The sequence below is a fragment of the Enterobacter sp. BIDMC92 genome (genome assembly GCF_001030225.1).
GTDB classification, from domain to species: domain Bacteria; phylum Pseudomonadota; class Gammaproteobacteria; order Enterobacterales; family Enterobacteriaceae; genus Enterobacter; species Enterobacter sichuanensis.
Genome location: NZ_KQ087598.1, coordinates 1,448,868 through 1,473,354, shown reverse-complemented (window position 1 = coordinate 1,473,354; position 24,487 = coordinate 1,448,868). Strand labels below are relative to the sequence as shown.

Annotated in this window: 23 protein-coding genes; 18 read left to right on the top strand and 5 right to left on the bottom strand. The window is 56.0% G+C overall.

The window, feature by feature from the left end; genetic code table 11:
• Positions 1 to 97 precede the first annotated feature (97 nt).
• From dps to ybiO, 5 genes are all read left to right on the top strand, one after another.
• Positions 98 to 601 carry a DNA starvation/stationary phase protection protein Dps gene (dps, locus tag SP99_RS06725; RefSeq protein WP_025757272.1) on the top strand — a complete coding sequence of 168 codons (504 nt, stop codon included), beginning with the start codon at positions 98 to 100 and terminating at the stop codon, positions 599 to 601.
• Positions 602 to 963: 362 nt separating this feature from the next.
• Positions 964 to 1,707: a glutamine ABC transporter substrate-binding protein GlnH gene (gene glnH, locus SP99_RS06720; RefSeq protein WP_025757271.1), complete on the top strand. Its 744-nt coding sequence runs from the start codon at positions 964 to 966 to the stop codon at positions 1,705 to 1,707.
• Between the two features lie 84 nt (positions 1,708 to 1,791).
• Positions 1,792 to 2,451: a glutamine ABC transporter permease GlnP gene (gene glnP, locus SP99_RS06715; protein WP_003858462.1), complete on the top strand. Its 660-nt coding sequence runs from the start codon at positions 1,792 to 1,794 to the stop codon at positions 2,449 to 2,451.
• On the top strand, positions 2,448 to 3,170 hold the full coding sequence (gene glnQ, locus SP99_RS06710; protein WP_025757270.1) for a glutamine ABC transporter ATP-binding protein GlnQ: 723 nt from the start codon (positions 2,448 to 2,450) through the stop codon (positions 3,168 to 3,170). Before glnP ends, glnQ begins: the two co-directional genes overlap by 4 nt.
• 124 nt (positions 3,171 to 3,294) lie before the next feature.
• Entirely contained in the window at positions 3,295 to 5,508 is a 2,214-nt protein-coding gene (gene ybiO / locus SP99_RS06705; RefSeq protein ID WP_047958083.1) for a mechanosensitive channel protein, read from the top strand.
• A gap of 45 nt (positions 5,509 to 5,553) precedes the next feature.
• On the opposite strand, the gene rlmF is transcribed toward ybiO, so the two are convergent.
• Positions 5,554 to 6,465 carry a 23S rRNA (adenine(1618)-N(6))-methyltransferase RlmF gene (gene rlmF / locus SP99_RS06700; RefSeq protein ID WP_047958082.1) on the bottom strand — a complete coding sequence of 304 codons (912 nt, stop codon included), beginning with the start codon at positions 6,463 to 6,465 and terminating at the stop codon, positions 5,554 to 5,556.
• Positions 6,466 to 6,707: 242 nt separating this feature from the next.
• Here rlmF and mcbA point away from each other — a divergent pair, with 242 nt between their 5' ends.
• From mcbA to ybiJ, 3 genes are all read left to right on the top strand, one after another.
• Positions 6,708 to 6,974, top strand: coding sequence for a DUF1471 family periplasmic protein McbA (gene mcbA / locus SP99_RS06695; protein ID WP_025757267.1), 267 nt, complete (start codon positions 6,708 to 6,710; stop codon positions 6,972 to 6,974).
• A 117-nt stretch (positions 6,975 to 7,091) separates the two neighbouring features.
• Entirely contained in the window at positions 7,092 to 7,358 is a 267-nt protein-coding gene (locus tag SP99_RS06690; RefSeq protein WP_047958081.1) for a DksA/TraR family C4-type zinc finger protein, read from the top strand.
• 285 nt (positions 7,359 to 7,643) lie between these two features.
• On the top strand, positions 7,644 to 7,904 hold the full coding sequence (ybiJ, locus tag SP99_RS06685) for a DUF1471 family protein YbiJ (protein WP_025757265.1): 261 nt from the start codon (positions 7,644 to 7,646) through the stop codon (positions 7,902 to 7,904).
• Positions 7,905 to 8,022: 118 nt separating this feature from the next.
• On the opposite strand, the gene ybiB is transcribed toward ybiJ, so the two are convergent.
• Positions 8,023 to 8,985, bottom strand: coding sequence for a DNA-binding protein YbiB (gene ybiB, locus SP99_RS06680; protein ID WP_047958080.1), 963 nt, complete (start codon positions 8,983 to 8,985; stop codon positions 8,023 to 8,025).
• A gap of 219 nt (positions 8,986 to 9,204) precedes the next feature.
• Between ybiB and SP99_RS06675 the strand changes: the two genes are divergently transcribed.
• The 5 genes from SP99_RS06675 to SP99_RS06655 all read left to right on the top strand — a co-directional run bounded on the left by SP99_RS06675 (position 9,205) and on the right by SP99_RS06655 (position 14,558).
• Entirely contained in the window at positions 9,205 to 9,738 is a 534-nt protein-coding gene (locus SP99_RS06675; protein WP_047958079.1) for a fimbrial protein, read from the top strand.
• A gap of 61 nt (positions 9,739 to 9,799) precedes the next feature.
• Complete coding sequence (locus SP99_RS06670) at positions 9,800 to 10,474, top strand: fimbrial biogenesis chaperone (RefSeq protein WP_047958078.1); 675 nt, start codon at positions 9,800 to 9,802, stop codon at positions 10,472 to 10,474.
• 72 nt (positions 10,475 to 10,546) lie between these two features.
• Positions 10,547 to 13,042, top strand: coding sequence for a fimbria/pilus outer membrane usher protein (locus tag SP99_RS06665; protein WP_047958077.1), 2,496 nt, complete (start codon positions 10,547 to 10,549; stop codon positions 13,040 to 13,042).
• A gap of 15 nt (positions 13,043 to 13,057) precedes the next feature.
• Entirely contained in the window at positions 13,058 to 14,047 is a 990-nt protein-coding gene (locus SP99_RS06660; RefSeq protein ID WP_047958076.1) for a fimbrial protein, read from the top strand.
• Between the two features lie 10 nt (positions 14,048 to 14,057).
• Positions 14,058 to 14,558: a fimbrial protein gene (locus tag SP99_RS06655; protein ID WP_047958075.1), complete on the top strand. Its 501-nt coding sequence runs from the start codon at positions 14,058 to 14,060 to the stop codon at positions 14,556 to 14,558.
• On the opposite strand, the gene dinG is transcribed toward SP99_RS06655, so the two are convergent.
• Together dinG and rhlE are read right to left on the bottom strand one after the other, a co-directional pair.
• Positions 14,545 to 16,722, bottom strand: coding sequence for an ATP-dependent DNA helicase DinG (gene dinG / locus SP99_RS06650; protein WP_047958074.1), 2,178 nt, complete (start codon positions 16,720 to 16,722; stop codon positions 14,545 to 14,547). The genes SP99_RS06655 and dinG overlap by 14 nt on opposite strands.
• A gap of 97 nt (positions 16,723 to 16,819) precedes the next feature.
• Positions 16,820 to 18,199: an ATP-dependent RNA helicase RhlE gene (gene rhlE / locus SP99_RS06645; protein ID WP_025757258.1), complete on the bottom strand. Its 1,380-nt coding sequence runs from the start codon at positions 18,197 to 18,199 to the stop codon at positions 16,820 to 16,822.
• Positions 18,200 to 18,402: 203 nt separating this feature from the next.
• On the opposite strand from rhlE, the gene cecR reads away from it, so the two are divergent.
• Genes cecR through SP99_RS06620 form a run of 5 tightly spaced genes read left to right on the top strand, consistent with a single transcriptional unit; the run spans position 18,403 to position 24,043 of the window.
• Entirely contained in the window at positions 18,403 to 19,080 is a 678-nt protein-coding gene (cecR, locus tag SP99_RS06640; protein ID WP_025757257.1) for a transcriptional regulator CecR, read from the top strand.
• Entirely contained in the window at positions 19,077 to 20,072 is a 996-nt protein-coding gene (gene hlyD / locus SP99_RS06635; RefSeq protein WP_025757256.1) for a secretion protein HlyD, read from the top strand. Before cecR ends, hlyD begins: the two co-directional genes overlap by 4 nt.
• A complete protein-coding gene (locus SP99_RS06630) occupies positions 20,065 to 21,804 on the top strand; it encodes an ATP-binding cassette domain-containing protein (protein WP_047958073.1) in 1,740 nt (579 codons plus the stop codon). Before hlyD ends, SP99_RS06630 begins: the two co-directional genes overlap by 8 nt.
• Positions 21,794 to 22,927: an ABC transporter permease gene (locus SP99_RS06625; RefSeq protein ID WP_047958072.1), complete on the top strand. Its 1,134-nt coding sequence runs from the start codon at positions 21,794 to 21,796 to the stop codon at positions 22,925 to 22,927. Before SP99_RS06630 ends, SP99_RS06625 begins: the two co-directional genes overlap by 11 nt.
• A 9-nt stretch (positions 22,928 to 22,936) precedes the next feature.
• Positions 22,937 to 24,043 carry an ABC transporter permease gene (locus SP99_RS06620; protein WP_047958071.1) on the top strand — a complete coding sequence of 369 codons (1,107 nt, stop codon included), beginning with the start codon at positions 22,937 to 22,939 and terminating at the stop codon, positions 24,041 to 24,043.
• Here SP99_RS06620 and SP99_RS06615 read toward each other — a convergent pair.
• Complete coding sequence (locus SP99_RS06615) at positions 24,005 to 24,415, bottom strand: YbhQ family protein (RefSeq protein WP_023334980.1); 411 nt, start codon at positions 24,413 to 24,415, stop codon at positions 24,005 to 24,007. The two genes, SP99_RS06620 and SP99_RS06615, sit on opposite strands and share 39 nt — an antisense overlap.
• Between the last annotated feature and the right edge of the window lie 72 nt (positions 24,416 to 24,487).

Genomic DNA, 24,487 nt, shown 5'->3' with positions numbered 1-24,487 from the left:
TAAACCAATAGGCACAGCCAGACCGCAGGGAAAAAATCCGGTGCTATACTTAGTTCCGTAATTACCTGGGACATAAACATCAAGAGGATATGAGATTATGAGTACCGCTAAACTGGTGAAAACGAAAGCGTCTAATCTGCTTTATACCCGTAACGATGTATCGGACAGCGACAAAAAAGCAACGATTGAGTTGCTCAATCGCCAGGTGATCCAGTTCATCGATCTTTCGCTGATCACCAAACAGGCCCACTGGAATATGCGCGGTGCAAACTTTATTGCCGTTCATGAAATGCTGGATGGCTTCCGCACAGCACTGGTGACCCACCTCGATACCATGGCCGAACGTGCTGTGCAGCTGGGCGGTGTGGCGCTGGGTACCACGCAGGTGATCAACAGCAAAACGCCACTGAAAAGCTATCCGCTGGATATCCATACCGTTCAGGAGCACCTGAAAGAGCTGGCGGACCGTTATGCCATCGTGGCAAACGATGTGCGTAAAGCCATCAGCCAGGCGAAAGACGAAGATACCGCAGACATCTTCACTGCTGCCTCCCGCGACCTGGATCAATTCTTGTGGTTTATCGAATCTAACATCGAATAATTCATACGAATTATCTATTAAGCCCTCGCCCACTGGCGAGGGTTTTGCACATCTATGGTGCACACTTTTTGCCTGAGACCGTGCAAAAGTGAAGAAATTGTAATAATCACCTCACACAACCGTTAACGAAAGATTGTTTTTTCGTCAGAATTTCCGCTAAATGTCTCCCCGTCAGTTGCACCAAACCAGACGCACCAAAACAGTGCTCCACATTGGTGCAACAGAACGCCATTGCCACGTTTATTGTGCAATGCATGACATCATCCCCTTTACAAAACAATAGCTTGTAAAGTTGGCACGATTTTTTCATTGTGCCACGTGTTCTCGCAGGGGATCGCCCCGTGGATATAAAAGGAAATGCTATGAAGTCTGTATTAAAAGTTTCACTGGCTGCACTTACCCTGGCTTTTGCGGTGTCCTCTCAGGCTGCCGACAAACTGGTTGTGGCGACCGACACGGCGTTCGTTCCGTTTGAATTCAAACAGGGTGATAAATACGTTGGTTTTGATGTGGATCTGTGGGCCGCTGTCGCAAAAGAACTCAAGCTGGATTACACCCTGAAGCCAATGGACTTCAGCGGCATTATCCCGGCACTGCAAACCAAAAACGTAGATCTGGCGCTGGCGGGTATCACCATCACTGATGAGCGTAAAAAAGCGATCGACTTCTCTGACGGCTACTACAAAAGCGGCCTGCTGGTGATGGTCAAAGCCGATAATAACGACGTAAAAAGCGTGAAAGATCTCGACGGCAAAGTGGTTGCAGTGAAGAGCGGCACAGGTTCTGTTGATTACGCCAAAGCGAATATCAAAACCAAAGACCTGCGCCAGTTCCCGAACATCGATAACGCCTACATGGAACTCGGCACCAACCGCGCTGACGCGGTTCTGCACGACACGCCTAACATCCTGTACTTCATCAAAACGGCGGGCAACGGCAAGTTCAAAGCGGTGGGTGAGTCTCTGGAAGCACAGCAGTACGGTATCGCCTTCCCGAAAGGCAGCGACGAGCTGCGCACCAAAGTTAACGGCGCGCTGAAAACGCTGAAAGAGAACGGCACTTATAACGAAATCTACAAAAAATGGTTCGGTACCGAGCCTAAATAATAAGACGTAAAAATGACGTTCACTCGGGGGCGACCTTTCGCCCCTGATATTTTTGAAACACGGTAACAGTAACAGGAAATTATCATGCAGTTTGACTGGAGCGCCATCTGGCCTGCCATTCCACTCTTGCTTGAAGGCGCTAAAATGACCCTGTGGATTTCGGTCCTGGGTCTGGTTGGTGGGTTGATTATCGGTCTTGTCGCCGGTTTCGCCCGCACCTACGGCGGCTGGATTGCAAACCACATCGCACTGGTATTCATCGAAGTGATCCGCGGCACGCCCATTGTCGTGCAGGTCATGTTCATTTACTTCGCCCTGCCCATGGCGTTCACCGACCTGCGCATCGACCCGTTCAGCGCCGCCGTCGTCACCATTATGATCAACTCAGGCGCCTACATTGCGGAAATCACCCGCGGTGCGGTGCTGTCGATTCATAAAGGTTTCAGTGAAGCCGGTCTGGCGTTAGGTCTTTCTCGTCGCGAAACGATCCGTCACGTTATTCTGCCGCTGGCGCTGCGCCGCATGCTGCCGCCGCTCGGTAACCAGTGGATCATCAGCATTAAAGATACGTCGCTGTTCATTGTTATCGGCGTGGCTGAGCTGACCCGTCAGGGCCAGGAGATCATCGCTGGCAACTTCCGTGCGCTGGAAATCTGGAGTGCGGTAGCCGTTGTCTACCTGATCATTACTCTGGTTCTGAGCTTCGTTCTGCGTCGTCTTGAAAGAAGGATGAAAATCCTGTGATTGAATTTAAAAACGTTTCCAAGCACTTTGGCCCAACCCAGGTGCTGCACAATATCGATCTGAGCATCAAACAGGGTGAAGTGGTGGTGATTATCGGGCCGTCCGGCTCCGGTAAATCGACTCTGCTGCGCTGCATCAACAAGCTGGAAGAGATCACCAGCGGCGATCTGATCGTCGATGGTCTGAAGGTGAATGACCCGAAAGTGGATGACCGTCTGATTCGTCAGGAAGCGGGCATGGTGTTCCAGCAGTTCTACCTCTTCCCGCACCTGACGGCGCTGGAAAACGTGATGTTTGGCCCGCTGCGCGTGCGCGGCGCCAACAAAGCGGCGGCCGAAGCGCTGGCAAAAGATCTGCTGGCGAAAGTGGGTCTGGCAGAGCGTGCGCACCACTACCCTTCTGAGCTCTCCGGCGGCCAACAGCAGCGTGTGGCGATTGCCCGCGCGCTGGCGGTTAAACCGAAAATGATGCTGTTTGATGAGCCAACCTCAGCGCTTGACCCGGAACTGCGTCATGAAGTGCTGAAGGTCATGCAGGATCTGGCCGAAGAAGGGATGACGATGGTTATCGTGACCCACGAAATCGGCTTTGCGGAGAAAGTGGCTTCCCGTCTGATCTTTATTGATAAAGGCCGTATCGCGGAAGACGGTAACCCGCAGGAATTAATCGCGAATCCGCCGAGCCCGCGTTTGCAGGAGTTCCTGCAGCACGTCTCCTGATCCACCGCGTTACGCTGAGCCGGGCATGCCCGGCTTTTTTACGCCAGATTGTTCTCAAAAATCCTCCTCTGCGTCCCGACTTCTATACTTATCATTTTGTTCGACATTTTCACCGGAGGACGCCGTGCCGTGGATCCTGTTGCTGTTGATAAGCCTGTTTAGTGCGCCATCGTTCGCCGTTACGATCCCCGGCGTCACCACCGGAACGACCGCGACGAAGGAAAATACACCGCCACCAGAGCCCGATGTCGAACAGAAAAAAGCCGCCTACAGCGCCCTTGTCGACGTTCTTGAGAACGATGCTTCCCGCCAGGAGCTCATCAGCCAGCTGCGAAAAGTCGCCGCCACGCCGTCACAGGAGCCGGTTCCTGACATCATCCCTCCGCAGGTGGAGGAGCAAAAAACGGTGCTGGAAAACGTCACCGACGTCAGCCGCCACTATGGCGAAGCCCTCTCCTCACGCTTTGCCCAGCTCTATCGTAATCTGATTGGCTCACCGCATAAGCCCTTTAACCCACAAACGTTTACCGTCGCCGCCACGCAGTTCCTGATGCTGGCGGGCGCAGTATTTCTTTTTTATTGGCTGGTGCGCCTGAGCGCGTGGCCGCTGTACCGCAAAATGGGACAATGGGGTCGCAGGAAGAATCAGCAGAGAAGCAGCTGGCTCCACCTGCCATTGATGATCGCGTCAGCGTTTATCATCGATTTACTGCTGCTGGCGCTGACGCTGTTTTTAGGCCAGATGCTGGCCGACAGGCTGAATGCGGGCAACAAAACCATCGCCTTCCAGCAATCGCTGTTCCTCAATGCCTTTGCCCTGATTGAGTTCTTCAAGGCACTGCTGCGGCTACTGTTTTGCCCCCACGTGCCGGAACTGCGTCCTTTTTCCATACGGGATGAGAGCGCGAAATACTGGGCGCTGCGTCTGAGCGTGCTCAGCGGGTTAATTGGTTATGGTCTGCTGGTGGCCGTGCCGATCATCTCGAACCAGGTGAACGTCCAGTTTGGCGCGCTGGCAAATGTGGTGATCATGCTGTGCATTACCGTCTGGTCGCTGTACCTCATCTTCCATAATAAAAAGACCATCACCGAGAGTCTGCTGCATCTGGCCGATCGCTCCCTCTCGTTCTTTAGCCTCTTTATTCGCGCCTTCGCCCTCGTGTGGCACTGGCTGGCCAGCGCTTATTTCATTGTGCTGTGCTTCTTTTCGCTGTTCGACCCGGGTAATAGCCTGAAATTTATGATGGGTGCCACATTCAAAAGCCTGGCCATTATCGGCATCGCGGCGTTTGTGTCGGGCCTGTTATCCCGCTGGATATCAAAAACCATCACCCTCTCACCGCAGGTGCAGCGCAATTACCCGGAACTGCAAAAACGGGTGAACGGCTGGATGTCAGTCTCGCTCAAGGTCGCGCGCATCCTGACCGTCTGCGTGGCGATTATGCTGCTGCTCAACGCCTGGGGGCTGTTCGATTTCTGGAACTGGCTGCATAACGGTGCCGGGGAAAAGACCGTTGATATTTTAATTCGAATCGCGCTGATCCTGTTCTTCTCTGCCGTCGGCTGGACGCTGCTGGCAAGCCTGATAGAGAACCGTCTGGTCTCCGACATTCACGGCAGGCCGCTGCCCAGCGCGCGTGCCCGCACGTTGCTGACGCTGTTCCGCAATGCGCTGGCGGTAATTATCAGTACCATCACCATCATGATTGTGCTGTCCGAGATTGGCGTGAATATCGCCCCGCTGCTGGCCGGTGCCGGTGCGTTGGGGCTGGCGATCTCCTTCGGGTCACAGACGCTGGTGAAGGATATTATTACCGGCATCTTTATCCAGTTTGAGAACGGGATGAATACCGGCGATCTGGTGACGATTGGGCCGCTCACCGGCACGGTGGAGCGCATGTCCATCCGATCTGTCGGCGTGCGTCAGGACACCGGGGCGTACCATATTATTCCCTGGTCTTCGATCACTACCTTCGCCAACTTTGTGCGCGGGATTGGTTCCGTCGTGGCGAACTACGATGTGGATCGTCATGAGGATGCAGACAAAGCGAAGCAGGCGCTGAAAGATGCGGTAGAAGAGCTGATGCAGATGGAGGATATTCGCGGGCTGGTGATTGGCGAGCCATCATTTGCCGGCATTGTCGGGCTGACGAATACGGCATTTACCCTTCGCGTCTCCTTCACCACCCAGCCGCTGAAGCAGTGGACGGTGCGCTTTGCCCTCGACAGCATGGTGAAAAAACACTTTGATCTGGCAAATGTAAGGATGCCGGTGCAGACATATCAGGTCTTGTCACCGCCCGCCTCACCGCTCCCTCCGCAGGAGCCGACGCTGTGACCGAGCCGGGTGGCGGCTTCGCCTTACCCGGCCTACGACGGCGTGTTATTTGCGACGTTTATTATCGTCCATAAACGACCAGGCGATAAAACGGCTCTGTTTCTGGCCTTGCGCCATCTCTTTTTTCACCACTTTGACGGCACCGGCTTCGGTCAGCGCGCGGTACAGTGGCGGCAGGTTATCTCCCCGGGAAACCAGCGTTGTGAACCACTTCACCTGACGGGAAAACTGCTTGCTTTCTGCGATCATGCGCAGAATGAATGCGACTTCGCCCCCTTCACACCACAGCTCCTGCTGCTGGCCGCCAAAGTTCAGCGCAGCGTCTTCCGCCTGACCGAGATTGCGGCGCTTGCGCTCGCTGCCCGCGCGGGCGGCGGCGGCTGAATCATGAAACGGCGGATTGCACATCGTCGCGTCGTAGCTTTCATTTTTATGGATAATGCCGTTGAAAATAGAGGCGGCGTCTTTCTGACGACGCAGGCGAATAGCACGGCTTAATCCCGGGTTAGCGCTGATAATCGCCTGGGCGCTGGCGAAGGCCTCGGCACCGATTTCGCTTCCGGTAAAGCGCCAGTGATACTCATGCGCGCCGATCAGCGGATAAATCAGGTTCGCGCCGGTCCCGATATCGAGCACGGAAGCGTTCTGGGGTACCACGCCGTCACGATCGTCTGCGAGGAGATCGGCAAGATGGTGCACATAATCCGCGCGGCCTGGTACAGGCGGACAGAGAAAGCCTTCCGGAATATCCCAGTGCGCCACACCGTAAAAATGCGCCAGCAGGGCTTTGTTCAGCATTTTAACCGCCTGCGGGTCAGCAAAGTTGACCGACGGTTCACCTGCTGGGGTCTGAACAAGGTAATCCTGCAGCGGCGGGCAGCTCAGGCATAAGGCCTTCATGTCGTAGCGGCTGCGGTGGCGATTTCGCGGGTGCAATCCCGGCTTTTGGGAAGTCATGGCATTCTCCTTTAAACAGCGGCGTAAGATACCCTTTGCTGGCCCAACGGTAAATCTTTCTCTTCTGCGCTTAAAAAAACGCCATAAATCAAACACCTTTATGTCTATGATCTGTCAGCGAATTGTCAATTAACATCGTTCAAAAAATAAGCAGATCATCATCAAATATTTGCGCCTAATCACACTCGTCCGGCTTCTAAACTTAAAGGGAATCACCTGTTGTTTCCCCTGAGGATGTGATTATGAAAAAATATCTGACCCTTGTCGTTGTTGCCGGTGTTCTGGCCACCGCGTCATTTTCTGCCATGGCCGTTCAGTCACTGACCCAAAGTACCGATACCAGCCAGCTCCGCCCTGCGGGCACCGTGTCGGTAAGCCGTGCCAGCAACCTTGACGATCTGCAAAATAAACTGGCTGAAAAAGCCCGCGAGGAAGGTGCGAAAGGCTTCGTGGTGAATTCCGCCGGTGGCGATAACCACATGTATGGCACAGCAACCATCTATAAATAGTCTCCCCTTCTGAGAATCACTGCATCTGGCCGACAGGTGCAGTTCTCATCCCCCTGTCTTGATTGCACATTTTTTGACCCCATATGACTCAGATAACCCCCGTGTGAGGAGAATGCCATGGCTTCCGGATGGGCGAATGACGACGCCGTTAACGAACAGATCAACAGTACAATTGAAGATGCCGTTGCCCGCGCTCGCGGCGAAATTCCGCGCGGTGAGAGCTTAACGGAATGTGAAGAATGTGGAGAGCCCATCCCGGAGGCGCGGCGTAAAGCCATTCCCGGTGTGCGGTTATGCATCCAGTGCCAGCAGAATAAAGATTCGAAAAATAAATCTCATTCGGGATATAATCGCAGAGGATCGAAAGACAGCCAGTTACGTTGACTTTCCTTTACCTAAGTAAACCCCGAAAATGCGTTCCTTTACGCTCACGATTTTTTGCCCGCCGCGTAGCAAAATGTGCCCTTCATCACGCCTCTGTAAAGCGCAGCGACAAGAAATGTAAATCCCTCTTGTGAATTTATTAATATTCAATAAGTTATTTGTCATTCAATTTTTTTGAGCAACCACGTCAATTCTCTTCGATTTTATCTGTCGGAAAAAAGCGTGATACTTATCACATCGACGGAACATCGTCCCCTTAACAGAATAACCTGCGAGAGATTAATTATGAAAACCATCAAATATGCTGTTGCTGCTGTTGCCCTGTCTGCTCTGTCTTTTGGTGCATTCGCTGCAGAACCTGTTTCTCCAGCTCAGGCGCAAAACATGAATAAAATCGGTGTGGTGAGTGCAGAAGGCGCGACCACGCTGGACGGTCTGGAAGCCAAACTGGCTGAGAAAGCGGCAGCTGCCGGTGCAAGCGGATACAGCATCACTTCCGCGAACACCAATAACAAGCTGAGCGGTACTGCGGTTATCTACAAATAATCGACTGAATGAATGCTGTCCCCTCGCCATACCCTCTGGTGAGCTGCTCCAACCCTCATTGACCCTGTTGTTTGTTACCCTTGCTTGCCCGTCCGCCACTGGACGGGCTTTTTTTTATCTAAAACGCCTGCGCCACGCGTGCAAGCCCGGCCTCGACTGACTCCACCTCTCCGGTCGCCAGCAGACAGCAGGCCATCTGGAGTTTGATCGAATGCGGAACAGGCACATTTCCGGCCAGACACTGCTCAATCCAGTGGGCGGTGGTATGCGGATCTTTTGCCTCAGGCACTATCACGCCGACATTCTCTTCCTGACGTTCCAGTACGGGCCGCGTGCCTGCGGGATCGATTAAGACCAGCTGCGGACAGCGCTGCGGGTTGGCGTATACCTCCCCTTCTGTGCCGTGCATCAGCAGTGCCCTGCCGCCAATCTCTTCAAAAAATGTGCCTACACGCGTCACGTACTCCGGATGCGACACGCTGGAGAGGCGCAGGGCATCCGCTTCGCCAAAGGGGGTGGCGAGTTTCGCCAGCGTGTGTGCGCTGTTGCGCACGCCCATGCGCCAGCGCATATCCAGCTGCTTTTCCAGCGGCGGGCAGAGTGCCTTCACCGGAATATAGACTGGCTGATGGCCATCCAGCTTCGCCTGCGCCTGGCCGGCGTGCAGCGTCGGTTCAATACCTAACATGCCAAAGATGGTTTCCGTCAGCACGCGCGTGGGATCTTCGCTGACGCCATGGACCACCACCGGAAAACCCAGCTTGTGCAGCAGAATCGCCAGCAGAGGGGTGAGATTCGCCTGCTTGCGCGCGCCGTTATAGGTGGGGATGACAATCGGCATCGGTTTTGCTACCGGGGGGGTTAAACGCAGCGTTTGCGCCTGCATCGCTTCATAGAAGCCGCGCATCTCCGCTTCCCCTTCGCCTTTAATACGGAGCGCAATCAGGATACCGCCCATCTCCAGATCGGGAACATCGCCGTTGAGCATATGGGTGTACAGGGCACGGGCCGTTTCCTGATCCAGGTCGCGGGCATGGTTTTTTCCTCGCCCTACCTCTTTGATAATTTTACGATAATCCACGACATCTCTCCTTGCGGCTCTTTGCAGATACTATAGCCCTGATAAATGCCTGGCGGGTAATCATTTTCCTCTCCCCGCCCCGCCGAAGGCGCTTCGAGGGTAAAAATGGTCTGAAGTTAAATTGAACGAAAGATAGTTCTCAGCGATAGTTCCTGCCGAATTAATCAGCCACGTGATGATTAATACCCGAAGTGTCCTATTTTCATTCAGAGGATTTAAATGAAAAAATTAATTATTGCGGGGATCGCTGCCGGGATGGCGTGTGCTTCCGTTTCTGCTATTGCATCCAGTGGTGAGGGTCAAATTAATTTCACCGGTGAAGTTATTGACTCGGCATGTACGGTTGTAAACGGATTAAGCAATCCACTTACCGTATCATTAGGTAAGGTTGCGAAATCGGCATTTACCGGAAGTGGTTCGACGACGTCGACTACTCGCTTTAGTATTCAACTTAAAAATTGTCCCGATACTGTTACCAGCGCCTCGGTAACATTCGGCGGGACACCTGATGGTAACAATAAGGATATCCTTGCTGTGACGTCAGGAACCGGTACCGCGTCAGGAGTGGGTGTTCAGTTGCTGGATAAAACGCAAACCCCACTGAGTTTATATACGTCTTCCGCTGCGTATACCCTCACGTCAGGTACTACAACGAACGATCTGGAGTTTGGTGCACGCTATATCCAGACCGGAGGAACCGTTTCCGCCGGCGTGGCGAATGCTGCATCCACCTTCACCATCGTTTACAACTAATAAAACAGATATTAGCTACCCCAGTGGCTAATATCTGTTATTTCTTGATGACGGTTTCACTATGCGAAAATATCTTCTGGCCTCCTCCTTTTTATTTATTGTCTCTGTCGCCCATGCCGGTATTACTATCGGCGGTACGCGCGTGGTCTATCCAGAAAATAAAAAAGAGTCTTCCATTGGAATCACCAACCCGGACAACCTCGACTACCTTGTCCAGTCATGGGTGGAAACGGAAGATAACGCACGCGAGAAAGCCCCGTTCCTGATCACGCCGCCCCTGTTCCGCCTTGACGGAAAGCAGGAAAACGTGCTGCGTATCATCAGAACCGGTGGGAATTTACCCGCCGATCGCGAATCGCTGTTCTGGTTGAATATTAAATCCATTCCCTCTTCCGAGCGCAATGCAAACATCAACACGCTGCAGATCGCGATTAAAACCCGAATTAAATTGCTGTATCGCCCGGCGAGTATTACCGGTAATCCGGAAGATATGACCACGCAATTATCCTGGCACACGCGGGGAAATCAGCTGATTATCGAAAACCCCACGCCGTTTTATATGAATTTCCAGGAAATAAAACTCGACGGTAAAAAAGTTGACAAAGCCACCTATGCCGCACCGAAAAGTGAAACGGTTTTCACCGCCCCGGGAAATATAACTGCACATACCGTGAGCTGGAAAATCATCAATGACTACGGCGGTATTAGCCAGTCATATTCTGCGCAAATTAAATAACCGCTGGATTCGCTAAACATCATTATGAGCTGGGAATATTCCACCGAACCACCCAAACAACACGGGCGCTCAATGCTGATTGCATTGGGTTGTACCCTGTTGGGTGTTTGTGTGCAAAAAGTTCTGGCCGATGATTATTTCAACCCGGCGCTGCTGGATATTGACAACCCGAGCCAGGGAAAGACTGACCTGAGTATCTTTGAGATTGGCCCAGGCCAGGCGCCGGGTAAATACCACGTCGACGTGTTCGTTAACAACAATAAAGTTGCAGCCAAAGAGATTGAATTCACGCTGAAAAAAGACGCCAGCGGAAAATCAACGCTGCAGCCGTGCCTGAGCGCGGCTCAGTTAAAAAGCTTCGGCATTAATATCGATAAATACGTGCAGGACGATAAGGCCCAATGTATTGATCTGAGCCTCATCCCCTCCGCCAGCGCAACGTTTCATGTTAATCCCCAGCAATTGCTGTTAAGCATTCCGCAGACCGCGATTACCCAGGTCCCGCGTGATTACGTCGACCCGCAGGAATACGACGAGGGAATTAACGCCCTGCTGCTGAATTACAGCTTCAGCGCCGGGAACAACCGCGGCAAAGGTGAAAACAGTACCGATCAGCACAGTGAATTTCTTAACCTGCGTCCGGGTCTTAACCTCGGGGCGTGGCGTTTACGGAACTACTCCACCTGGAGCAAAACCAGCAGTGACGGTGACGCGGAGAGTGCGTTTTCCTCCGTCTATACCTATGCCCAGCGCGATATCGTGCCGCTTGGCGGTAACGTCAAATTCGGGCAAAGCTCTTCCCCTGCGGACGTGTTTGACAGCATCTCTTTCACCGGGGCGCAGATCGCCTCGGACGACGATATGCTGCCGGACAGCATGAAAGGGTTTGCGCCGGTGATCCGCGGTACCGCGCACAGTAACGCTCAGGTGATTGTCCGCCAGAACGGTTACGTCATTTACCAGAACTATGTCGCACCCGGCGCGTTTGAGATTAACGACCTCTACCCCACCGGCGGGAGTGGAGATTTGAACGTCACCGTGAAAGAGACGGACGGCAGTGAACAACATTTTGTCGTGCCCTACGCGTCGGTGCCGGTATTGCAGCGTGAAGGCCACTTTAAATACAGCCTTACCGCGGGGCGCTATCGCAGCTATGACAGCGACGTCGAGAAAACGCCGTTCATCCAGGGGACCGCAATCTACGGTTTGCCTTATGGCTTTACGGCCTACAGCGGCGTGCAGGCCAGCCAGTACTACGAAGCGCTGGCGCTGGGGTTCGGGAAGAACATCGGCGAGCTCGGCGCGTTTTCAGTGGATGTCACCGACGCCAGATCGGAGATGCAGGACCAGGATGCCACCCACGGTCGCTCCTGGCGCATCCGCTACAGCAAAGATTTCGCCACCACTGGCACCCATTTTTCCATTGCCGGCTATCGCTATAACAGCAAGGGGTTCTACACCCTGCAGGACACCCTGGATTCCCATACCCGCAATGATGACTGGGAAACCCCGGATACCCGGCGCAGCCGTGAAGAGGCCACTGTCGACCAGTCGCTCGGCGGCACGTTTGGTTCGCTGACGTTAAGCCTGGTGAAAGAGAACTACTGGAACGCAAGCCAGGGGATGACCTCCCTGAGCCTCGGCTATAACAACGCCTGGCACGGGATCAGCTACGGTCTGAGTTACGGGCTGGATAAAAACACGCGTGGCGGCAGTGACGATAATAATGAGAAAACCAGCGAACAGACCCTCGCGTTCAACGTCTCTGTTCCCCTCGATCGCTGGCTCAGCAACACCTGGGTGAACTACAACCTGAACAGCACCAGACACGACACAACCCAAAGCGTAGGCCTGAACGGCACCGCGCTGGCGGGCAATAATCTCAGCTGGGGCGTGCAGCAGGGCCACAGCCAGAGCAGCGGCGACAGCACCAGCCTGAACGGCGATTACAAAGGCACCTATGGTGAAGTGAGCGCTGGCTATTCGCAGGACAACCAGCAGCAACAGCTCAACGTCGGTCTTCAGGGCAGTGTGATTGCCCATGCTCACGGCATCACCCTCGGTCAACCAATGGGTGAGACCGCAGCGCTGGTGGAAGCGCCGGGCGCAGACGACACGAACATCACCAATCAGACAGGCGTGAATACGGATTTCCGCGGCTACGCCATTGTGCCGTACGTCACGCCATATCGACATAACACCCTCGCGCTGAATACCGAGACCCTGCCGGGCAATGCGGATATTGACCAGGCCGCGAAAACGGTGACACCAACGCGCGGCGCGATTGTGCGCGCGCATTATGAAACCCACGTTGGCAGCCGGGTGTTGATGACCTTAACACGCGCGGATGGTCGGCCGATTCCGTTTGGGGCAACGGCCTCGCAGGTCCATCAGGACGGTGAATTTATTGTCGGTGACGGCGGTCAGGTCTACCTGACCGGTATGCATGAGCAAGGCACGGTGAAGGTCAGCTGGGGAAAAACCGCCGACAGCCATTGTTCCGCGGCGTATCACCTGCCGGCGAAAGACGACGGTGCTGTTCTTAACATCACGGCGCAATGCGTATGACTTTTCCGGGGAAAAATGAACATGTTTAAATATGCCTTTGCGCTGCTGGTGCTCCTCATCAGCGTATGTCTCATGCCGCACGCCCATGCGGCGACAACCTGCGACAGTGCCGATCTGCCCTATAACATTAATGTCGGCACGCTGTCCGTTCCAACAACCCTCGACACGGGCAGCGTCATTCCGGGATCTGCAAAGACGCACACCGTCAGCGGCAGCTGCACCGGAACGCTTGCAAATCATACCCTTATTGCCTGTTATTACGGGACGGGAGCTGAAGTGCCGGGCATGCCAGGCGTTTATGCCACCAATATTGACGGCATTGGCATTGAGCTTCTGAACAGCAGCGGGCAGGTCGTTCGCGGAACGGGGTATACCTGTGACTCAAGCGCTACGCCGGTAGGCAGTGTCAGCAGCGACAGCGGGCAAACATTCTCTTTCAGCTATACCGAACGGTTAATTAAAACCGCCTCACACATCGCAGCGGGGACAGTTTCCAGTGCGCAGGATCCGTTTGGATTCGGGGTATATAACTCTGTCGGTATTTCTGGCGCCCGCAATACCAGCCACTATTCCACTACGATTTCGGAGAGAACGGCCACCTGCTCCATTGACCCGCTCAATCTGACGGTCACGTTAGGGGACTTCCCGGTCTCACAATTTACCCATGTGGGCAGTTATACGGCATGGAAATCATTCAATATCACCGCAACCTGTACTGAAACGGTCAATCTTACCGCGTCGGTCACCAGCGCGAATGGCTATAACAGCCAGTATCCTGATGTCCTGAACCTGACGCCTGGCAGCGGTAGCGCCACGGGTATCGGCGTGCGAATGCTGCTTGACGGCGTCGATCTTCGCTACAACTACCCTATTCCGGTGGGCGGAAGTACCGAGCCCAACGTGCCCGACGTCATCCCCTTTTCCGTTCAGTATTACCAGACTGATGCCACCGTAACGGCCGGAACAGCCAATACCGTTGCCACCATCGATCTTGAATATCAGTAAGGATGAACCGATGAAACCGTTTTTGTACTGTCTTTGGCTGGCGACTCTCCCGGTGGCCGCAACCGACGTCACCGTCAATATTGCAGGGAATATTTACGATACCACCTGCCAGGTGGACAGCAGCAGCCAGAACATGGTGGTCGATCTGGGTCAGACGCTTTCCAGCAATTTTAAATCCGTCGGTGATACGGGGAAATGGAAAGACTTTGACCTTCTCCTGACAAATTGTCCTGCCAGCCTGATGGTCGCCACCATCACGGTCAATGGCCAGCCGGACGCAAAGCATCCCAACAAGTACGCCAACACGGGAACAGCAGGTGGCCTCGCCCTTGAACTGGCAGACCGGATAGATTTTATCACCCTCGCCCCACAAGCCAGTTTCAACACGATGATTAACGGCTCAACCCATACTGCTGATTTTCCGATGGCCGCACGCTATTACGCAACATCGATGCCGGTAACGGCTGGCACCTTCAGTAGCGTTGTTCAGGCCACCTTTACTTACCAGTAGGACCGCGCCCCTTAGCACGGATGCTTTTCCGTCGCCCGTCAGTCTGTTTTGCCGGGCGTTTTTTTATTTCCGGTACTTCAGGCTGTTCTATCGGGAACACCGGTAAGGCATTCAGCAGCCGCTGGCCGTAGTTTTTGGTGAGCAGACGTTTGTCATAGATAACAACCTCCCCCCAGCAGCCGTGGCTTCGGATGAGGCGTCCCACCTGCTGGATCAGGTTAAACGACGCTGCCGGTAAGCTTTGCACCTCAAACGGATAGCGGTTCAGGCTTTTCAGCCACTCCCCTTCGGTGATCACCACCGGGCTGTCGATCGGCGGGAAGGCGATTTTATGGATATGCACCTGCGTCAGGTAATCCCCTTTTAGATCCAGCCCTTCAGCGAACGACTGCAGCCCCACCAGCACGCTGCGCTCACCGCCATCGATGCGCTTGCGGTGCGTTTCCACCAGCCGGTAGCGCGGCTGGTCGCCCTGCACCAGCAGGAGTAAACGCAGGTCGGTGACGTGCTCAAGGAACCGTTGCATGGCGCGCCCACTGGCAAACAGCACCAGCATCCCGGGGTATTTTTTGCTCTCGACCTGCTCGCGGAAGTAGGCCGCCATCTCCGCGATGTGCTGCTCTTCGTTGTCAATCAGCGGCTCGTATTTCATGCGGGGAATAACCAGCTTGCCCTGTTCGCAGTGATTAAACGGCGAGTCCAGCGCCACAAAGCGGTCGCCCGCTTTTTCTTTCAGGCCGCTCATCTCCTGCAGACGGGAGAAGCTGTTAAGGGAGCGAAGAGTCGCAGAGGTCACCACCACGTGCGGTACGCTGCGCCAGATCAGCTTTTCCAGCTGATCGGCCACGCGGATGCCCACGCAGTGGAAAAAGAGATGCACCTGCCCGTCGCGCACTTCGCGGGTGGCCCATTTGGTAACCGGCGCGCCGGAGGCCTGCGCCATCGAGGCCAGCCGCCAGAGCTTGCTCTGCGCTTCGAACATCCCCAGCGCGCGGTTCATCTGCAGCAGAATGCGGTGCAGGCGCACGACGTCGTGGGTGCCCGTTTTCTCGCTGAGATCGTTTAAGAACAACTCTGCCAGACCGCGCAGCTTTTCCAGATGCTTCGCCAGCTGCTGGCAAATCTCCATCACCTCTTCAGGCAGCTCTCCCATGGCGAAGCGGTGCTCGGCCTCCTGGGCTGCCGGAAGATAAAGATTCAAAATGTTGTTGAGCGAGGCAATCAGGCCGTAGACCTCTTCGCAATGGTCGCTCAGCCGCTCGGGCACCGCCAGCGGGGGCGTGGTTTTCGGGCGGAACTGCTCCATGCAGGTTGCCACCAGCTTGCAGAAGAGATCGAGCTGCAGACGGAACCAGGGCGCGGTGATTTCGGCGCTCATCTCCAGCGCGTCCCGCGCCACGTCCGGCAAATGGTGGCCTTCATCGAGCACCAGCAGCAGATTTTTGGGCTCCGGCAATACGGCTTCGCTCTCAAGTGCGGCCATCACCAGCGCATGGTTGGCGACCACCACTTCCGCTTCCTGAATCTCGCGGCGGGCAACAAAGAACGGGCACTCCCGGTAGTAGTGGCAGTTGCGGTTGAGGCAGCTCGCTTTATCGGTGCTGAGCCTGCGCCATAAGTCGTCGCTAATGGCCTGGCTGGTGTGATCGCGCAGGCCGTCCCACTTATAGCCATCGAGGTCGGCTTTCAGTTTTGCACACTGCTCCTGCTCGACCTTGTTGTTCGGCGTTAGCTCGTCATCGAGAAACGCCAGCAAATCTTGCTGACCGGGTTCACTGCTGGCGAGCGCGGCCAGGTTGCGCGGGCACACGTAGCGCCCGCGCCCAAACGCTGCGGTGAAACGCAGGTCGGGGATGATTTTGCGCAGCAGCGGTAAATCTTTACTAAAGATCTGGTCCTGCAAGGCCACGTTGGCGGTGCTGACCACCAGCGTTTTGTCCTCCTCCCGCGCGATGGCGATGCCGGGAATGAGATACGACAGGGTTTTCCCGACGCCGGTCGGGGCTTCAATCGCCAGATGTCGCCCGTCGTCCCCGGCGAGCGTTTTTGCCACGTCGGCAATCATCTGCCGCTGCGGCGCTCGGGGGATAAAATCAGGGATCTGCTGTTGTAGCGCCTTATACCATGCGCCAATTTGCGCCTTGAGCGCAGCGGTTAAAGCCATCGGAAAACCTGAAACACTGTATAAACAGCCACTATTGTGGCACTTTCTCTTCTCTGCCGCAAAAAGAAAAGCCCGGCTTTACGACCGGGCTTCCATATTACTGCGGGTTAGCAGGTTTGCGCGGGCGGCGTCGGCGCTGCCCTTCCCCTGCAGGCTTGCCTTCACCACTGCGCCACGGATTTTCACCGGCGGGTTTGGCCTCGTTGTTACGACGCGGAGGTTTGCCCGATGATTTCGGCGCACCGCCTTCACCACGACGTGGCTGCTGGCCACGACCGCCGCCGCCCTGACCGCGACCACCCTGACGACCATTCTGAATCGGCTCCGCTTTAATGGACGGGTCCACTTCATAGCCCGGGGTTTCGATACGCGGGATCTCTTTCTTCAGCAGGCGTTCGATATCGCGCAGCAGTTTGTGCTCATCCACGCACACCAGCGAGAGCGCTTCACCGGTTGCCGCCGCGCGACCGGTACGGCCAATACGGTGCACGTAGTCTTCCGGCACGTTTGGCAGCTCGTAGTTCACCACGTGCGGCAGCTCTTCAATGTCGAGGCCACGGGCGGCGATGTCGGTCGCCACCAGCACGCGGATATCGCCAGACTTGAAGTCCGCCAGCGCACGGGTACGCGCGCCCTGGCTCTTGTTGCCGTGGATCGCCGCACTGCGAATGCCGTCTTTGTTCAACTGTTCCGCCAGATGGTTCGCGCCGTGTTTGGTGCGGGTAAAGACCAGCACCTGCTGCCAGTTGCCCTGGCCGATCATCTGCGAGAGCAGTTCCCGCTTACGCTTTTTATCCACAAAGTGAACGTGCTGCGTCACCTGTTCGGAGGCGGTGTTGCGACGCGCCACTTCCACTTCCAGCGGGTTATGCAGCAGTTTTTCCGCCAGCGCCTTGATCTCGTCGGAGAAGGTCGCGGAGAAGAGCAGGTTCTGACGACGCGGCGGCAGTTTAGCCAGCACGCGGCGAATGTCGTGAATAAAGCCCATGTCGAGCATGCGGTCGGCTTCGTCCAGCACCAGAATTTCAACGTTATCCAGCTTCACCGCGTTCTGGTGTTCCAGGTCCAGCAGACGGCCCGGCGTGGCCACCAGCACGTCCACACCGCCGCGCAGCTTCATCATCTGCGGGTTAATGCTGACACCACCGAAAACGACCAGCGAGCGAATGTTGAGATAGCGGCTATAGTCACGCACGTTCTCACCAATCTGGGCGGCCAGCTCACGGGTTGGGGTGAGGATCAGCGCGCGGACCGGGCGACGGCCCTTGGCGTGCGGCTGATTTTTTACCAGCAGCTCTAACAGCGGCAGGGTAAAGCCCGCGGTTTTACCGGTCCCGGTCTGGGCGCTGGCCATCAGGTCGCGGCCCTGCAGGACGGCGGGGATCGCCTGCTGCTGGATTGGGGTTGGCTCAACGTAGCCCTGCTCTGCGATCGCGCGCAGAATTTCCGGGTTCAGGCCAAGGGAATCAAAAGACATAAAAACTCCGAACCGCCCCGACCATCACAGGTGTAGTTTTCAGGGAGATATAACAATTAGGAGGACAAAAACCACAATGTCGCGAAGGGGCGGAGTGTAGCAGCTTTTGTGACGTGGCGCATAAAATATCCCTCAGTTCCCTCGACGAGAAGGGGAATCAGGCATAGTCTTAATCAATCGATTGATTAATTTTTAATGCCGCCATGAATACAACCCCGACGACATCAAAAGGTGAACAGGCCAAAAATCAGCTTATTGCCGCCGCGCTGGCGCAGTTTGGCGAGTACGGGCTGCACGCGACTACCCGGGATATCGCGGCGCTGGCCGGACAGAACATCGCTGCCATTCCCTACTATTTTGGCTCAAAAGAGGATTTATACCTCGCCTGCGCCGACTGGATCGCCGATTTTATCGGCACGCAATTTCACCCGCACGTCGAGGAAGCCACCGCGCTGCTCAGCCAGCCTGCGCCCGATCGCGAGGCCATCCGCCAGCTGATTCTTAATGCCTGTCACAACATGATCCGCCTGCTGACGCACGACGATACGCTCAACCTGAGCAAGTTTATCTCCCGCGAGCAGCTCTCCCCCACTGCCGCCTACCAGCGGGTACACGATCGGGTGATTGCCCCGATGCATACCCACCTGACCCGGCTCATTGCCGCCTATACCGGACGGGATGCCGACGATACCGGGACAATTTTGCATACCCACGCCCTGCTGGGTGAAATCCTGGCCTTCCGTCTGGGCCGGGAGACCATCCTGTTACGCACCGGCTGGACACAATTTGATGAGGATAAAGCCGCGCAGATTAGCCAGGTCATCGCCTGTCATCTCGATCTGATCCTGCAAGGCTTAACGCAAAGGAGCCTGAAGTCATGAAAAAACCTGTCGCCATCCTTCTGGTGGTTGTTGTTTTGCTTGCTGCGGGAGTCGGTGGCTGGCTATGGTATCAGAGCCATCAGGACCGGGGCCTGACGCTGTACGGTAATGTTGATATTCGCACGGTGAACATGAGTTTCCGGGTCGGCGGACGTCTCGCCTCGCTGAACGTTGACGAAGGCGATGCCATTAAGGCGGGCCAGACGCTGGGTATGCTCGACAAAGCGCCTTTTGAAAATGCGCTGCTGCAGGCCAAAGCCGGCGTGTCCGTTGCCCAGGCGCAGTATGATCTGATGCTGGCCGGCTACCGCGATGAAGAGATTGCCCAGGCCGCGGCGGCCGTCAAACAGGCGCAGGCGGCCTATGACTACGCGCAGAACTTCTATGCCCGCCAGCAGGGGCTATGGAAAAGCCGTACGATTTCCGCTAACGATCTGGAAAATGCCCGGTCATCACGCGATCAGGCCCAGGCGACGCTGAAATCCGCCCAGGACAAGCTGAGCCAGTACCGCACCGGTAACCGTCCGCAGGACATTGCGCAGGCCAAAGCCAGCCTTGAACAGGCGCAGGCGCAGCTGGCCCAGGCGGAACTGGATCTGCACGACACCACGCTGGTGGCACCGTCAGACGGCACGCTGATGACCCGCGCCGTGGAGCCGGGCAGCATGCTCAGTGCGGGCAGCACCGTCTTAACCCTCTCCCTGACCCGCCCGGTCTGGGTACGCGCTTACATCGACGAGCCGAATCTCGGCCAGATGCAGCCGGGCCGCGAGCTGCTGCTCTATACGGATGGCCGCCCGGACAAGCCGTATCACGGCAAAGTGGGCTTTGTCTCCCCTACCGCCGAATTCACACCGAAAACCGTTGAAACCCCAGACCTGCGCACCGACCTGGTCTATCGCCTGCGCATCATTGTGACCGATGCGGACGACGCGCTGCGTCAGGGCATGCCTGTTACCGTAAAAGTGAACAACGGGGAACGACATGAATGACGCGGTTATTCAGCTCAACAATCTGGTTAAACGCTTTAAGGGAATGGATAAACCCGCGGTTGCCCCGCTGAACAGCACCATCCAGAAAGGCTATGTCACCGGGCTGGTGGGCCCGGACGGCGCAGGCAAAACCACCCTGATGCGGATGCTGGCCGGCCTGCTGAAGCCGGATGAAGGCTCGGCCAGCGTGCTGGGTCTTGACCCGATTAAGGACGACGGTGCGCTGCACGCCATGCTTGGCTATATGCCGCAGAAGTTTGGCCTGTATGAAGATCTGACGGTGATGGAAAACCTGAACCTGTATGCAGATCTGCGCAGCGTTACCGGCGAAACGCGGCAGAAAACCTTCGCCCGCCTGCTGGCGTTCACCTCCCTCGGTCCCTTCACGGACCGCCTGGCGGGCAAGCTCTCCGGCGGGATGAAGCAGAAGCTGGGCCTGGCCTGCACGCTGGTGGGCGAGCCGAAGGTCCTGCTGCTGGATGAGCCGGGCGTGGGCGTTGACCCGATTTCACGCCGCGAGCTGTGGCAGATGGTGCACGAGCTGGCAGGCGACGGGATGCTGATCCTCTGGAGTACCTCCTACCTCGACGAAGCCGAACAGTGTCGGGACGTGCTGCTGATGAATGAAGGCGAACTGCTCTACCAGGGCGAGCCGACGACGCTGACGCAGAGCATGGCCGGGCGCAGTTTCCTGCTGCACAGTCCGCAGGAATCCAACCGCAAGCTGCTTCAGCGGGTACTGAAACTGCCGCAGATCAGCGACGGGATGATTCAGGGCCGCTCGGTGCGGGTGATCCTCAAAAAAGAGGCCACCGTTGACGATATTCGCCGTGCGCAGGGCATGCCTGAGCTCGAGATGGAAGAAACCGCGCCGCGTTTTGAAGATGCGTTTATCGACCTGCTGGGAGGTGCCGGCACATCGGAGTCCCCCCTCGGCGCAATCCTGCACACGGTGGAAGGGACACCCGGGGAAACGGTGATTGAAGCCAAATCCCTGACCAAAAAGTTTGGTGATTTCGCCGCCACCGACAACGTCAACTTCGCGGTGAAGCGCGGGGAAATTTTTGGCCTGCTCGGGCCGAACGGCGCGGGGAAGTCCACCACCTTTAAGATGATGTGTGGTCTGCTGGTCCCGACGTCTGGTAAAGCGCTGGTGCTGGATATGGATCTTAAGGTCAGCTCCGGTAAAGCGCGCCAGCATCTGGGCTATATGGCGCAGAAGTTCTCCCTGTATGGCAACCTGACCGTAGAGCAAAACCTGCGCTTTTTCTCCGGGGTGTATGGCCTGCGTGGGCGGGCGCAGAATGAGAAAATTCGCCGCATGAGCGAGGCCTTCGGGTTAACCAGCATCGCCTCTCACGCCACCGACGAACTGCCGCTCGGCTTTAAGCAGCGGCTGGCGCTGGCCTGTTCGCTGATGCACGAGCCCGATATTCTGTTTCTGGATGAGCCAACCTCCGGCGTTGATCCCCTCACCCGCCGCGAGTTCTGGCTGCATATCAACAGCATGGTGGAAAAAGGGGTGACCGTCATGGTCACCACCCACTTTATGGACGAGGCGGAGTATTGCGACCGCATTGGGCTGGTGTATCGCGGCAAACTGATTGCCCACGGCACCCCCGACGACCTGAAAGCGCAGGCCGCCGACGATGAGGTTCCGGACCCGACCATGGAGCAGGCGTTTATCACCCTCATCCACGACTGGGATAAGGAGAATGCCCATGCGCAGTAATGCCATTTCCTGGCGCAGGGTCCGCGCGCTGTGCGTTAAAGAGACGCGGCAGATCGTGCGTGACCCGAGTAGCTGGCTGATTGCGGTGGTGATCCCCCTGCTGCTGCTGTTTATCTTTGGCTACGGTATTAATCTGGACTCCAGCAAGCTGCGGGTTGGGATATTGCTGGAACAGCAGAGCGAAGAGGCGCTGGACTTCACCCACGCCATGACCGGCTCGCCCTACATTGATGCCACCATCAGCGATAACCGGCAGGAATTAATCCAGAAAATGCAGGCCGGGAAAATTCGCGGTCTGATCGTTATTCCTGTGGATTTTGCCGCCAACATGGCGCGTGCGAATACCGATGCGCCGATCCAGGTCATTACCGACGGCAGTGAGCCGAATACCGCGAACTTCGTTCAGGGCTACGTAGAGGGGATCTGGCAGCTGTGGCAAATGCAGCGCGCCGAGGATCGTGGCGAGACGTTTGAACCGCTGATCGACGTCGAGACGCGCTACTGGTTTAACCCTGCCGCCATCAGCCAGCATTTTATTATTCCGGGCGCGGTGACCATTATCATGACGGTGATCGGCGCGATACTGACCTCGCTGGTGATCGCCCGCGAGTGGGAACGCGGCACCATGGAGGCCCTGCTTTCAACCGAAGTGACGCGCGTCGAGCTGCTGCTGTGTAAGCTTATCCCTTACTACTTTCTCGGCATGCTGGCGATGCTGCTCTGCATGCTGGTGTCCGTTTTTATCCTCGGCGTCCCGTATCGCGGTTCACTCATCGTGCTGTTCTTTATCACCAGCCTGTTTTTACTCAGCACGCTGGGCATGGGGCTGCTCATCTCCACCATTACCCGCAACCAGTTTAATGCCGCGCAGGTGGCGCTGAACGCCGCTTTCCTGCCCTCGATAATGCTCTCAGGGTTTATCTTTCAGATAGACAGTATGCCTGCCGTGATCCGCGCCGTGACCTACGTGATTCCGGCGCGCTACTTCGTGAGTACCCTGCAAAGCCTGTTTCTGGCGGGGAATATTCCGGTGGTGCTGATTATCAACACGCTGTTTTTAATGGCCTCAGCGGTGATGTTTATTGGTTTGACGTGGATGAAAACCAAACGGCGACTGGATTAAGGAGCGAACATGTTTCACCGTTTATGGACGTTAATACGCAAAGAGCTGCAATCCCTGCTGCGCGAGCCGCAAACCCGCGCCATTCTGGTGCTGCCGGTGCTGATTCAGGTATTACTGTTTCCGTTTGCCGCCACCCTTGAGGTGACCAACGCCACCATCGCCATCTACAACGAAGACAACGGCAAACATGCCGTCGAGCTGACCCAGCGCTTTGCCCGTGCGAAAGCCTTTACCCATGTCCTGCGGCTGAAAAGCCCGCAGGAGATTAAGCCCACTATCGACACCCAAAAAGCGCTGCTGCTGGTGCGTTTCCCGGCGGATTTTTCCCGCAACCTGGACACCTTCCAGACCGCGCCGATTCAGTTGATCCTAGACGGGCGTAACTCCAACAGCGCCCAGATCGCGGCCAACTATCTGCAGCAGATAGTGAAGGATTACCAGCAGGAGCTCATGGCGGGAAAACCGAAACCCAACAACAGTGAACTGGTGGTGCGTAACTGGTACAACCCGAACCTGGACTACAAATGGTTTGTGGTGCCGTCGCTGATCGCCATGATCACCACCATCGGGGTGATGATTGTGACCTCTCTCTCCGTCGCCCGCGAGCGCGAACAGGGCACGCTGGATCAGCTGCTGGTTTCCCCGCTCGCCACCTGGCAAATCTTTGTCGGCAAAGCGGTGCCGGCGCTGATTGTCGCCACTTTCCAGGCCACCATCGTGCTGGGGGTGGGTATCTGGGCCTACCAGATCCCGTTCGCCGGCTCGCTGGCGCTGTTTTACTTCACCATGGTGATTTACGGGCTGTCGCTAGTGGGGTTTGGACTGCTGATTTCCGCGCTCTGTTCGACGCAGCAGCAGGCGTTTATCGGGGTGTTCGTCTTTATGATGCCCGCGATCCTGCTCTCGGGGTATGTCTCGCCCGTTGAGAATATGCCCGTGTGGCTACAGGATCTGACGTGGATAAACCCGATTCGTCACTTTACGGATATCACCAAGCAAATCTATCTGAAGGATGCGAGTCTGGATATTGTCTGGGGAAGTTTGTGGCCGCTACTGGTCATCGCGGCCACGACGGGCTCAGTGGCGTACGCGATGTTTAGACGCAACATCGCGTAGCTTTTTCTCTTTCGTCAACAACGAGACCACCGCAGGCCCGGCAAGAATAGCCAGACCGGCCAGGGCCAGCAGCAGGTTGTTTTGCAGCACGCGAGACAATAGCCAAAGCACAATCATCGCTGCGCCAAAATACCAGGTGGTGGTGAGCTCTTCGAGCACGTCACCCACCTCGCGCCAGCGCGCTTCATGGTGGCGCTGTAAAAACAGCATCGACAGTACGGTGACGCCATAAAGGACGCATAGTCCCAGGCCAACACGCACCAGCGTGCCGCTCATCCAGCCCATCACCAGTACGGCCACGACCAGTAAATGCAACATTATCTGCCAGCAACTCAGGCCAGTTGCGACACGAACACGTTGTTGCCACTTCATGGCTTCTCTCCTGAAGGATTTTTCTCTGCTTAATCAGACTACCGCACTTTACGGAAAATTCCGTAACGCCGC